Annotated in this window: 8 protein-coding genes; 5 read left to right on the forward strand and 3 right to left on the reverse strand. The window is 48.5% G+C overall.

Annotated features, from left to right (window positions below; translation table 11 throughout):
* Positions 1 to 149 precede the first annotated feature (149 nt).
* Positions 150 to 1454 (forward strand): UDP-N-acetylglucosamine 1-carboxyvinyltransferase, encoded by a 1305-nt coding sequence (gene murA, locus P397_RS0103155; protein ID WP_026831933.1) that lies wholly within the window; start codon positions 150 to 152, stop codon positions 1452 to 1454.
* Between the two features lie 169 nt (positions 1455 to 1623).
* Positions 1624 to 2604: a rod shape-determining protein MreB gene (mreB, locus tag P397_RS0103160; RefSeq protein ID WP_028105581.1), complete on the forward strand. Its 981-nt coding sequence runs from the start codon at positions 1624 to 1626 to the stop codon at positions 2602 to 2604.
* An 88-nt stretch (positions 2605 to 2692) separates the two neighbouring features.
* On the opposite strand, the gene P397_RS0103165 is transcribed toward mreB, so the two are convergent.
* The gene (locus P397_RS0103165; protein ID WP_028105582.1) at positions 2693 to 3562 is read right to left on the reverse strand and encodes a hypothetical protein; all 870 of its coding nucleotides are present in this window, start codon (positions 3560 to 3562) and stop codon (positions 2693 to 2695) included.
* Between the two features lie 181 nt (positions 3563 to 3743).
* Between P397_RS0103165 and P397_RS0103170 the strand changes: the two genes are divergently transcribed.
* Positions 3744 to 4943, forward strand: coding sequence for a multidrug efflux MFS transporter (locus P397_RS0103170; protein ID WP_028105583.1), 1200 nt, complete (start codon positions 3744 to 3746; stop codon positions 4941 to 4943).
* A gap of 38 nt (positions 4944 to 4981) precedes the next feature.
* On the opposite strand, the gene P397_RS17545 is transcribed toward P397_RS0103170, so the two are convergent.
* Positions 4982 to 7837, reverse strand: coding sequence for a GGDEF domain-containing phosphodiesterase (locus tag P397_RS17545; RefSeq protein ID WP_028105584.1), 2856 nt, complete (start codon positions 7835 to 7837; stop codon positions 4982 to 4984).
* A 226-nt stretch (positions 7838 to 8063) separates the two neighbouring features.
* On the opposite strand from P397_RS17545, the gene P397_RS0103180 reads away from it, so the two are divergent.
* A complete protein-coding gene (locus P397_RS0103180) occupies positions 8064 to 8852 on the forward strand; it encodes a flagellar hook-basal body protein (protein ID WP_028105585.1) in 789 nt (262 codons plus the stop codon).
* Between the two features lie 15 nt (positions 8853 to 8867).
* Positions 8868 to 9650, forward strand: coding sequence for a flagellar hook-basal body protein (locus tag P397_RS0103185; RefSeq protein ID WP_028105586.1), 783 nt, complete (start codon positions 8868 to 8870; stop codon positions 9648 to 9650).
* Positions 9651 to 9716: 66 nt separating this feature from the next.
* On the opposite strand, the gene P397_RS0103190 is transcribed toward P397_RS0103185, so the two are convergent.
* The gene (locus tag P397_RS0103190; RefSeq protein ID WP_028105587.1) at positions 9717 to 12260 is read right to left on the reverse strand and encodes a HAMP domain-containing sensor histidine kinase; all 2544 of its coding nucleotides are present in this window, start codon (positions 12258 to 12260) and stop codon (positions 9717 to 9719) included.
* Between the last annotated feature and the right edge of the window lie 194 nt (positions 12261 to 12454).

A 12454-nucleotide genomic window follows, 5' to 3' on the forward strand; every position in this document is an offset into this window, starting at 1 on the left:
ATTGTCGAGATGAAAAGTCGTGTTGGATTTGGAATGAGAGATAAACTACAGGGTGTTTCTCTTCTATCATGCGTTGGTCTACAACTATGATCTACACCAATCGCGAATTGAACGAATAGAATAGAAACGAAAGCAGAGGAGCATGAGTAATGGAAAAAATTGTTGTCCGTGGCGGACGTAAATTAGCTGGAACGGTAAAAGTAGAAGGTGCAAAAAACGCAGTCTTAAAAACATTGGTCGCAACGTTGCTTGCTTCAGAAGGAACATCAGTCCTTCAAAATGTCCCGCGTCTTGCAGACGTCTATACGATTAATAATGTCTTACGGAACTTAAATGCAGAAGTGACATTCGATGCAGAAGCAAACACGGTGACGGTTAATGCAGAAGCACAACTAAAAGATGAAGCACCGCTTGAATACGTTCGGAAGATGCGTGCGTCAATTCTTGTCATGGGACCACTCCTCGCTCGTCTTGGACGCGCACGCGTTGCGATGCCGGGCGGCTGTGCAATCGGCTCCCGTCCAATCGATCTCCATCTAAAAGGGTTCGAGGCAATGGGCGCAAAAACAATCATCGGTAACGGCTTTGTTGAAGCACAAGTCGACGGTCGCTTACAAGGGGCAAAAATCTACCTCGATTTCCCATCTGTCGGTGCAACTGAAAACATCATGATGGCAGCAACACTTGCTGAAGGAACGACTGTCATCGAGAACGTTGCAAAAGAGCCTGAAATCGTCGATCTCGCGAACTTCCTCAACGCAATGGGCGCAAAAGTCCGCGGTGCTGGAACTGAAACAATCCGCATCGAAGGGGTTGAAAAACTTCACGGTGGCAACCACTACGTGATTCCGGACCGGATTGAAGCGGGTACATTCATGATCGCAGCAGCGATCACAGAAGGTGATGTCGAAGTCATCGGTGCAGAACGTGAACACCTTCGTCCGTTGATCTCGAAAATGGAAGAGATGGGTGTCAAAATCTCGGATACAGAAGAAGGCCTTCGTGTCGTCGGACCGAAGAAACTGGTTGCGATTGACGTTAAGACGATGCCACACCCTGGCTTCCCGACAGATGTCCAAGCACAAATGATGGCCTTGGTCTTAAAAGCAGAAGGCACATCAGTCATCACGGAAACGGTCTTCGAAAACCGCTTCATGCACGTCGAAGAATTCCGTCGTATGAACGCCGACATCAAAATCGAAGGTCGTTCATCGATCATCACAGGCGGTATCCAGCTTCAAGGAGCAGAAGTCCTTTCAACAGATCTCCGTTCAGGTGCGGCACTTGTCACAGCAGGATTGATTGCTGAAGGCGAAACACGTGTTGGCGCCCTTCACCATATCGATCGCGGATATGTTGATTTCCACCTTAAATTACAAGCACTTGGTGCAGATGTTGAGCGCGTTACAGAAGAAACCGTTGCGATTGAAGAAACAGCCGCGACGAAGCTTTAAGCTCTCATTTCATTCTTATTTATTCTTGACGACTTTCTCAAAAAGAAAGTCGTCTCTTTTTGTTACGCTGTGCTAGAATTGAAAGGTATGTATACATAAATGGGTTAGACGTCCAAACGACGTTCTAAATTTTGGAATAATAGCCAGTGGATAAAGGAGATCACGCGAGATGTTTTCAAAAGATATCGGAATTGACCTAGGGACGGCCAATGTCGTCATTCACGTAAAAGGTAAGGGAATCGTGCTCGACGAGCCATCAGTCGTCGCGATCGATAAAGCAACAGGAAAAATTCATGCCGTTGGAACGGAAGCCCACCAGATGGTCGGACGGACACCCGGTAACATCGTAGCGATTCGTCCACTTCGGGACGGTGTCATTGCCGACTTCGAGATGACGGAAGCGATGTTACGTCATTTCATCGACAAAATCGAAGTCCGGAGTATGTTCGGTGGTGTTCGGATGCTGATTTGTACACCAGCCAGCATCACGACGGTTGAAGCCAAAGCAATCCGTCAAGCAGGCGAAAAATCAGGTGCAAAAACCGTGTTCCTCGAAGTGGAACCAAAAGTCGCAGCAGTCGGCGCAGGGATGGACATTTGGATGCCGGCCGGTCACATGGTGATTGATATCGGTGGCGGAACGACGGACGTCGCCGTACTCTCGATGGGAGACATCGTCTGCGGGGAAACGATTAAAGTAGCAGGGGACCGGTTTGATCACGACATCATCCGGGCGATCAAGGATAACCATAAACTGATTATCGGCGAACGGACGGCACAAAACGTCAAGATGACGGTCGCGACCGTTTCAGACGAAGGACGTCAAGAAGAGATGGACATTCGGGGTCGGAATCTCGTGACGGGTCTGCCGGACAACATTACGATTTCTTCGCAGGAGATGCATGAAGCGTTGGCGGAAGCGGCAATGGAAATCGTCGAAGCGACAAAACGGGTGTTGGAGAAAACACCACCGGAGCTTGCAGCGGACATCATCGACCGCGGCATCATCCTGACAGGTGGCGGAGCATTGCTTGACGGCATCGATCAGTTGCTCGCAAAAGAACTTGGACTGCCGGTCTTGATTGCAGAAGACCCAATGTTATGTGTCGCGCGGGGAACAGGGATCATGCTCGATAATTTAGGAAAATAAGATACACCAACAAGGGTCATTCCAATTGCGGAATGACCCTTTTTTGATGGAGACGTAAGATGAACCGATGCTGCTGAAACGTGCCGGATTACTGCGTACTGCGCATGAACTCCTGATAGGCGTCAAAATCATGATAGACGATGGCGCTTGGCGGCAAGGAACTGTTCATGGTCTGATTCACTAGTTGATTGAGCGTGGTCCGTGTTTTTCCGTAAAAGGTGATGCTCGGTGTTTCCGGGAGCGCTGTAAATTCGATGGCATACGACAAGCGGTGCTGATGACTCGCGGCATACAAGGCATCCGTCATCGTGATGGCAGCAAGACCATTCCCGCCGCCGTAGACCGTCCGGTAACTCATCAACGTCACTTCATCGGCTAACTCCATTGCCCATTCACTGAGCGGACGACCGGAGGCATCGGAAACGGTATGGAACCAGAACGGTAAGAACAGTTGCAAGGGAAGACTAGTGGTGTCACTGACATCTTGAAAAGCCGTTAAGATCCGTTGATAGGAAGCGACGACGGCAGCTTGATCGGTTTCCCACTCCGGTAAGGCATAGGGTTCCAAATCGACGCTGATTCCGTCCGGCCGTTCCATCGTTTCCTGCAGGTAGACATTGATCCAGGCTAACGGGTCTTCGACGTTCGGACGGTTGGCGGTCCCTTCGTTCGTGATCCAGCGCGGTTGTCCGAATAAAAAGTAGACTTCGATGCCGGCCAGATGGGCTTTTTCAACGAAAGAACGGTAGAGGGTACGGTCACCCTCGACAGCGACATGCAGATAGACACGTTTCATCTGTCTGGTGGTCAGCTGATTGATCTTTGTTGAAAGTTGTTTGGCCTCAGGAATCGACCAGATGACGGTATGACGAGTGACGGCGGTCGCTGCTTCACTTGGAACAGGCAGAAGCGAACTGACCACGGCGGCGCAGATGAGACTGACGATGAAACGTTTCATACTCAATCACTCCTCTGATTTCGTTATCTTATTATCGGTTGTTCGGGACGACTTGGATATGAGGCAATAGTCCGGGAGTCATCAGAATCAGTTCAAATCCTAGACATTTCACTTTGTGAAGTGTATATTAGAAGTTGTTGAATTGAAACGGATTTTCCATTAAAAAGGAAGTGATGCCACAATGCCATTGTGGAAACGGAATTTAGTTGTCGTTTGGATTGGCAGTTTTTTGACCGCTGCCGCACTCAGTTTAGTTTTACCGTTTTTGCCCTTATTCATTGAAGAACTTGGTGTCGATGGACGCCAGGAAATCACGACCTGGTCGGGAATCGCCTTTGGGGCGACCTTCCTTGTCGCAGCCATCGTTTCACCGATTTGGGGCCGATTGGCCGATAAAAAAGGTCGGAAATTGATGTTGCTTCGAGCCAGTCTCGGGATGTCGATCGTCATGTTCTTGATCAGCTTCGTCCAAGACGTCTACCAGCTCGTCTTCTTACGTCTTGTCATGGGTGCCGTCTCCGGATTCATTTCCGCCGGGATCACCTTGATTGCCTCACAAACCCCAAAAGAGAAAAGTGGCTGGGCGCTCGGTACATTGTCGACCGGTGGGATTGCCGGTGGCTTATTAGGACCTCTAATCGGAGGATTCCTTGCCGATATGATTGGGCTTCGACCCGTTTTTCTCTTTACGAGCATACCGCTCTTCCTGACTTTCCTCGTCACCTATTTCTTCGTCAAAGAAGAGTTCGTGCCGTTGCAAGTCAAAAAAATGGCTTCTGCGAAGGAAGTCATCCAGTCACTTCGCCATCCGGAATTGATCTTAAGCCTGTTCTTGACGACATTTTTGATTCAGTTCGCCGCACAATCAATCAGTCCGATTTTGTCGCTTTACGTGCGGGAACTCAGTCCCGGAACGGAACGCTTGGCACTGTTATCCGGAATCGTCGCCTCGGCACCCGGGATTGCTGCCTTGATCGCCGCGCAACGACTCGGGCGGTTGTCTGATAAGATCGGAGCGGAACGTGTCTTATTCTTCGCACTGCTCATCTTTGCCGCGTTCTTGATTCCCCAAGCGTTCGTGACCGATACGAGTCAACTGATTGTCTTACGTATGGGAATCGGATTTGCGACAGCTGCCTTGATGCCTTCGGTACAGACACTGCTTCGCAAACATACACCGGCGAATGCATCGGGCAGGATTTTTGGTTATAACCAATCGGCCCAGTTCATGGGGAACTTCCTCGGACCACTGGCAGGCGGTCAAATTGCCGGTCACTTTGGTTTTGAAGCGTTGTTCCTGTTCACCGGTTTGATCGTTATCACGAACGCCGTGTTGGAACGGACGCAGACAGCAGTACTCAGTAAAAATCCGAACGGCTAAAAAACTTCTGTCTCAGCATGAGGCAGAAGTTTTTTTGTTTACGAGGAGGCTTCGAAAAAGTCATCGATGCGTACTTGATGGGTAAGGTTAAGTTGTTCCTGAACGACGATTGATAAAGCACGGATATGGAAATCCGCCGTGTAATAGAAAAATCCGTTGTCGAGTTCTGTGATCGAGACCGGACGTAATAACAGTTCCGGGTGCGTCAAATCATTTAATTTTAACGACAGTTCGAGTTGTTGCTGAACCGGCAGACGAATCGATGAATAGAAAAAGACGGATTGACTGGTACACCGGTTGATTAAGATCGGAGAAGAACCGACCTGGATCACTTTGTTGTTCAGTTTCGTAATCGTGACTTTGGCATGGAGGCTCAACGTCGGTTCTTTCGGAGAAGCCGTACCTGTATCGGTTGGGTACAGCGTTCCTTCGAGCAACAATTGTTTTAAGTGTAAGACGTCGATCGGTTTACTGAACAGGTAACCTTGAATCATGTCACATTCCAACTCCCGGTACAGCTGGAGTTGAGGCAAAGTCTCGACTCCTTCCGCCACGACATCGAGTCCAAACTCCTTAGCCATATAAATGATACTTTTGATGACGGACAGACTTTTCGGATCCTGTTCAGCATGGATGGCAAAGGAACGATCAATTTTTAAACAATGGATTGGATAGCGCTGAATATAGGAAATCGAAGAATAAGCCGTTCCAAAATCATCGAGCGAAAGTTTGACATCCAGTGCGACGAGCTTTTCGAGCGTTTCCAGAACTTGTCCGCCTTCAAGGAGAATGTCGGACTCCAGCAATTCGATTTCAAGCAAGTGCCCCGGAATCCGGTGACGTTTGAGCTGCTGTTCGACAAGTGCGGCGAAGTCTCCATAAAACAGCCGTTTCGGAGACAAATTGATGGATAACGGAACGACTTGACTTGGATTATGATCCAGTAACTCGCGTAACAAGCGACAGACTTGATCGAGCACCCAGTCACCAATGTGAATGTACAGATCACTTTCTTCAGACAACGACAAGAAATCTTTTGGAGAGAGGCGTCCCCATTGTGGATGGTTCCAACGGATCAAGGCTTCGGCACCTACAATCTGTCCGCTCCAGCTGTTCACTTTCGGTTGGTATTCAAGAAAGAGTTCATTCCGGGCAATGACATCGCGGAGATCACGTTCGAGTTCATAACGGCGATACATCTCGATGTCCAGCTTCGTCGAATAAAACTGATAGTTGCTTTTGGACATTGATTTTGCACGACGTAAAGCAGTGTAGGTCTGTTTCAACAATTCTTCTGCTGTGTGGTCATGGTGGACAGAATACGTGATGCCGACATAGACCTTGGCAAACAACTCGTACGACATAATATCAAAACGATGCTCCGTTAAGTCCAGAAGCTGATGGGCGAGTTTGATGGCACGGACCTCATCGATTTTTCCTTTTAGAATCAAGAGGAATTTATCGCCGAAGAGATGACTGATAAATACATCTTTTTGGGTAAGGCGTTTTAGGGTCGCGCTCGTCTGCCGCATCCACTCGTCACCAACTTCATGACCAAATCGCTCGTAGATGACACTGTATTGATTAAACGTCACAGCCATCAGAGTGAAAGGAGAGCGGTGCGTCAGTAATTCACTGATATGATCAAGGACGAAAGCACGATTCGGAAGGTCGGTGATGGCATCATGCATCGATAAGTGCCAAATCTCGTGTTGTTGTTCTTTCAATCGTGTGATGTCGGTCGAAACCCCGTAATGTCCAATCACCGTTCCGGAAGCATCGATAATCGGGATACACGTCTCTTCCAACCAAAATTGTTGATTCGGAAAATCCAGACGGTAGACAAGTCGGACGACATCGCCCTTTTGAATGGTCGGATACACGGCTTTCATGGCCGGTAAATCATCAGGTGAGACAAGTTTTGTCCAAAGCTGGTGATCCCGTTCGATTTGTTTCAAGTAAGAAGCGTAAGGCTCTAGGAAACCCGTTGCATGAAATGTGACGGTATTGTCTTCATAACGATGTTCATACACGGTCGTATCGAGTGACGTAAAAAACTTTTTTAATGAGGCAATGGCTAAATCACGTTCTTTTTCCATCATGACGAGAGGTGTCTCGTCTTGGAGAATGAACAGAATCGAGGTTGGGGTTGTTTCTGACTGAATGACGCCTTCACAATGAATGATTTTTTTGAATTGACTGCGCCGTCCCATCCGTAAGGTCATCGAAAATTCATCGATGGCTCCTTCGTGGAGCAGGCGGCTTTGTTCACGAAAACCTGGACGATCCTCCGGATGCAGTTCTTCGAGGAAATCATAGGTATCCATTTTCGTGACATGTTTTTTTGACAAGGCCAGTAGTGGGGCGAGTGAAGCGGAGGTGATGATTTTTTTGGTTGCCGGTATATATTCAAGGAACGTGACACCTTCGAGCGTATCCGCCAAACGTTCCTTCATCAAGAGCCGTTGGTAGTCGGTGCGAAATTCTTTTTGTTGTGAGATGTCGCGGGCGATACCGTATAAACCGACGATGACCCGTTGCTCGTAAATCGGAATGTTGGTCACGTTTAGTGTGATCATGTGTCCACTTTGATGACGGACCTCGGCCGTGAAATGAACGGTCTCGCCGGAATAGACCCGTTTCTTAATTTCATTAATACGCTTTTTTTCATCAGGTTGCAAAAACTGTTCAAAATGAATATTTTTGAGACCAGTACGGTCGTAACCGAGCAACAGAGGAAATTTGTTGTTAAAAGAGATGAAGTGCCCTTTCGTATCCATCGTATAGACCGCATCAGGATGGTGCTCTAAAAAGTAAGTAACATCGGATAGACTGTTTAAATCTAAAGACCCGGGAACAGAACGTTCAATTGCACGTTTTTTAAAGAAACTCATAAAACTTCACCTCTGATCATGAAATTTAATAATCCTATTATAGCAATATTTGTCAAATTTGAATATGTAATCTTTCAATAAAATAGAGAATGGATTTTTCTAGGTCTTTCGATGCATCTATTTTTCTCATTACCTTATTTTGAAAAAAACATCAAATGTCTAAAAAATAGACCGATATACTAGAAGGAATAGAATTGAACAATAAGTCAATGAGGAGCCAATAGATATGTTACGAGGAATGTATACGGCATCAAATGCCATGCAGTCATTACAACGGCAACAAGAGATGTTAAGTAACAACCTGGCGAACGCCCGGACACCCGGTTTCCGTGCCGATCAGGCGTCACTTCGGACGTTCCCGGAGATGATGATTCAGCAGGCAGGCGTCAATGAACGAACAGGCATCCGGTCACGCGGAACGGTCGGGACACTGGCGACCGGCGTCTTCATGCAGGCGGCGACACCGAACTTCGCACTCGGTTCGATTACGGAGACGGGGAATGCGACAGATATCCAAATCAGTTCGCTTGAAGGAGCTGCCCTCTTTACGGTCCGGCATACGGATCCGGCGACCGGGGAAGAAGAAACCCTTTATACGACCAATGGTCAGTTCGCCGTCGGACAAGACGGTCTCTTGCGGACAACGGAAAACGATCTTGTACTCGGTGCAGACGGTCAACCGTTGAACGTCATCAATGAAGATTTTGTCGTCGATGCAGATGGTGCTGTCACGGACGGTAATGGTCAAGCAATCGGGAATCTGGGTCTTGTCGTGACGAATCAGCCGGAGACGTTGGAACGCACGGGTAACGGTCTGTTCCGATCACCGGACGCCTTGAACGCCGGTGCCGTCAAAGTTGATCAAGGAGTCCTTGAACTCGGCAACGTCGAAGTCGAACAGACGATGACGCAGATGAACGCCGGTCTGCGACAGTTTGAAGCCAATCAAAAAGTCATCCAAGCGTACGACCGGACTGCGGAGAAAGCCGTCTCGGAAATCGGACGCGTCCGCTAATCAAGGAGGAAATCCATGCAATCACTTTATACATCAGCCAGCACGATGGCTCAGCTCCAGAAGCAGCTCGATACGACGGGACATAATCTGGCGAATGCCAATACGAACGGCTACAAACGCCGGGACTCTCAGTTCAATGAACTGTTGGTCCGCAATCTTAACAATCAACCGGGCGGTCTCGTGACCGGACCATTGACGACACCAGAAGGACTGCGGCTTGGTGTCGGTGGATATGTCGCCAATGAAGCGACGCGGTTTACGACAGGGACGTTCCAGAACACGGGACGGAAACTCGATGCTGCGCTCAGTAATCCGCATCATTTCTTTGGTGTGATTGATGCGGACGGCGTGACGAAATTTACGCGGGATGGCAATTTTGAATTGTCACCGCAAGCGAACGGACAAGTTTTGTTGACGGATGATGCCGGCCGTTCTGTCATCAACCAGGCGAACGAACCGATTACGTTTCCGGATACGGCGACATCGATTGAACTGAACAAAGACGGCAACATCACGGGCGTCTTGAACGGGGAACGACGGGTTCTTGCCCGGATCGGCGTCGCTGATATTCCGAACCACGGCGAACTGACGGACGTCGGCGCCGGACTGTTCACGGCGACGGGACAATACCAGAACGCAGCAGGGAATCCGTTGACAGTCGGTACACTCGAAACTTCAAACGTTGACATGGGGACGGAAATGACGAACTTGACGCAGATTCAGCGTGCGTACCAGTTCAATTCCAAAGCTTTGACGACATCGGATCAGATGATGGGAATCGTGACGTCACTTAAGTAAATCACGGAAATTGAATACATGAGACAACAAAAGCCACCTTGCGCAGGTGGCTTTTGTTGTCTTCAATTATTCTTCATACGTCAGAATCGTTGAGATGACTGCAATCGGAAAGCGGATCGTAAAGGTTGATCCTATTCCGACCGTCGACTCGACTTCAATCGTTCCGTTATGGTGTTTGACGATTTCCTTACAAATTGATAAACCAAGTCCGGTTCCACCAATTTTCCGTGTCTCCGAATTGTCGACCCGGTAAAACTTATCAAAGAGTTTCGACATCGATTCTTGCGGAATTCCGATTCCTTGGTCGCGAATCGTGATTTCGGCGAAATTGTCCCGATTTTGAATCTGGATCATGATATCGCCGCCATCCGGTGAGTACTTGATCGCATTGCTGAGCAGGTTGTTTAACAACTGCTTGATTTTTTCTGTATCGGCATCAATCATGATCGGACCTTCCGCTTCAAACATCAACTGGTGTGTCGTATGCGATGCATCGTGGAAGTCGATCAGTTCACTCGCAAGTTGAACGAGGTCAAACGTCGACATCTGATACCGCTGCTCACTCGACTCCATCCGCTGTACATCAAGGAAGTCATTGACGAGTGTCGTCAGGCGTCCGGTTTCCGAGTGAATCGTCGTTAAATACTTCCGTTGTTTCGGCGGATCGATTTCCCGGTTCAGCATCAGTTCCGTGAAGCCGAAGATCGAAGACAGCGGCGTTCGCAGTTCGTGCGAGACCGTCGAGACGAATTCTTCCTTCATCCGGTCCGCTTCCGTTTCCTTCGTGACATCACGCAAGACGAGCATCGTGCCGACCCAGACGTGATTGATCTGAATCTTTTCGGCATAGATCTGGATGTAGGCGTTCTGCGACCGGATCGAGACGACAAGGCTGTCTTCCGGCAGATTTTGCTCGACGATCTGTTCGATGTATTGTTCGAACGGTTCCGGCTCATCGATGATCGACGACAGGGCCGACATCGCTTGGCGGAACGACGAAAGGTTACTTTCGTTTTGATGTTCGGTCTGGACTTCCGGGAACAGCTTCATCAACGGTTCGTTGACGAGCAATTCGTCGGATTCGTGTTCGATATAGACGACGGCTTCCCGAATCGAGTTCAGGAGTTGTCCCGTCTTGTTTTTCTCATGGATCATTTTTTCATAGATCCCCATCCGCATCAGTGAGAGGGACAACTGGTGCGAGAACGACAGGATGTCGCCCATCTGTTCCGGTGTGAAGGCATCGCGGTAACGGACGAGATAAATACAGGCGATAATCTGTTCTTCATTCGGGTCAAGGATCGGTACAGCGACTTCATACATATAGTAGGGATACGGTAACGGGCTGTCGTGCGCGACTTGTTTCGACGAGTGGACCGGTCGTTTCAAGACGCGTGCCCGGTGGAACAGCGACTGGTCGTCTTTGACGAGTTGACCGACCATTTCTTCCGTCATCCCGTACTCGATCGTCGACCGGACGTCATGCTGATCGAGGAACAGCAGGGCACCGATTTCCGAATGGGTGATCGAGACGAGTTTCTCGATGATTTCCGGATAAGCGGTCAACGTCTCGCGAGATGCGAGGGTCTCCGTCAATTCGTTCCGGTATTTTAAATGCTGTTCGCTGCGCAACGTGATTTCGAGTGCTTCTTCGAGTTCCTCTTGTTGCGCCTGCAACTCTTCCTGCTGGGCGACGAGTTCTTCTTGCTGCGCTTGTAACTCTTCGTTTTTCGCGAGCATGTGGACCTTGTTGTCAGCAATCGATGTTGCCATCTGATTAAATGATGTGGTTAAGGTATAAAGCTCATCGTGACGTTTCGGTAACGGAATCGTTGCGATATCTTCACCGGTCGCAAGTAAGGCACTGTCCCGTGACAGCGTGTTAACCTGCTTCGTCACCCGGCTGATGAACGGACGAACGAGTAACAACAAGATGATGATCAATACCACGAGATTCGACAACCAGATGAACTGGGCAACCCGCATCTCACCGAGCAAACTCGTTTTCGCTTCGGTTTCTTTGTCTTGGATCAACGTCAGGTAGTCCGCGAGCAACGTGTCGATCCCGGCAGCGTCTGTGTCCGTCGTCAACTGACTGTTTGATCCTCGTAACGTCCCGTTGGCGTTGAATAAATCGTCCCCGTTTGAAAGGGAAGCAAGCGTCTTCGGATCGAGGAACGTTTCGTCAATCGATCCTTGTCTTTTTCCATCGACGTATTCCGTCAGAAGTGGGAGGGCCGTGCCGAAATAATCGTCGTAAAGCGATCGCGTGGCGGCGGCATATTCTGTCCCTTGCTCGTAGATAGCATTTTCTTCGAACCAGTTCGTCAAACGATTGATTTCACGCTGATTGGCTTTGATCGTATCCAGTATTTCCGGTGTTCCGAACAGCACATACGACTTCACATTGCTCTGCACAAGTGTCCATTCGTTGGCTAACGCATTGGCGTTCGTTCGACGTTCCCGTAAATCATCAAATGTCGCATTCGTCTGATCAATTTTTCGTTCTGTATACGTATAGACAATGGCTGATGTCAGACTGAGGACGATAAATACCATATAAAACGCAAACATCAGTTGGCGACCAATTTTTTGATTAATCCATTTCACTTGTTTATCCTCCACGTGTAGTTTTATTCAATTCAAAAAATTAATCCAGTATTTTTATCTTACTTAATCAAATAGGCATTCATCAAACTTTAACACGCAAAGATGTAAAAAAGATATTTTATTTACTAGTTTCTTCTAATGAACGTTAAATGAGAGCCGTTTCAAGTCATCAAGAAATCGTAGCCGCTTCACTA

Source organism: Exiguobacterium undae DSM 14481 (assembly GCF_000620805.1).
Taxonomy (GTDB): domain Bacteria; phylum Bacillota; class Bacilli; order Exiguobacteriales; family Exiguobacteriaceae; genus Exiguobacterium_A; species Exiguobacterium_A undae.

Coding starts and splice junctions, on each gene's coding strand:
- murA (WP_026831933.1), top strand. CDS start 150: ATGGAAAAAATTGTTGTCCGTGGCGGACGTAAATTAGCTGGAACGGTA.
- mreB (WP_028105581.1), top strand. CDS start 1,624: ATGTTTTCAAAAGATATCGGAATTGACCTAGGGACGGCCAATGTCGTC.
- P397_RS0103165 (WP_028105582.1), bottom strand. CDS start 3,562: ATGAAACGTTTCATCGTCAGTCTCATCTGCGCCGCCGTGGTCAGTTCG.
- P397_RS0103170 (WP_028105583.1), top strand. CDS start 3,744: ATGCCATTGTGGAAACGGAATTTAGTTGTCGTTTGGATTGGCAGTTTT.
- P397_RS17545 (WP_028105584.1), bottom strand. CDS start 7,837: ATGAGTTTCTTTAAAAAACGTGCAATTGAACGTTCTGTTCCCGGGTCT.
- P397_RS0103180 (WP_028105585.1), top strand. CDS start 8,064: ATGTTACGAGGAATGTATACGGCATCAAATGCCATGCAGTCATTACAA.
- P397_RS0103185 (WP_028105586.1), top strand. CDS start 8,868: ATGCAATCACTTTATACATCAGCCAGCACGATGGCTCAGCTCCAGAAG.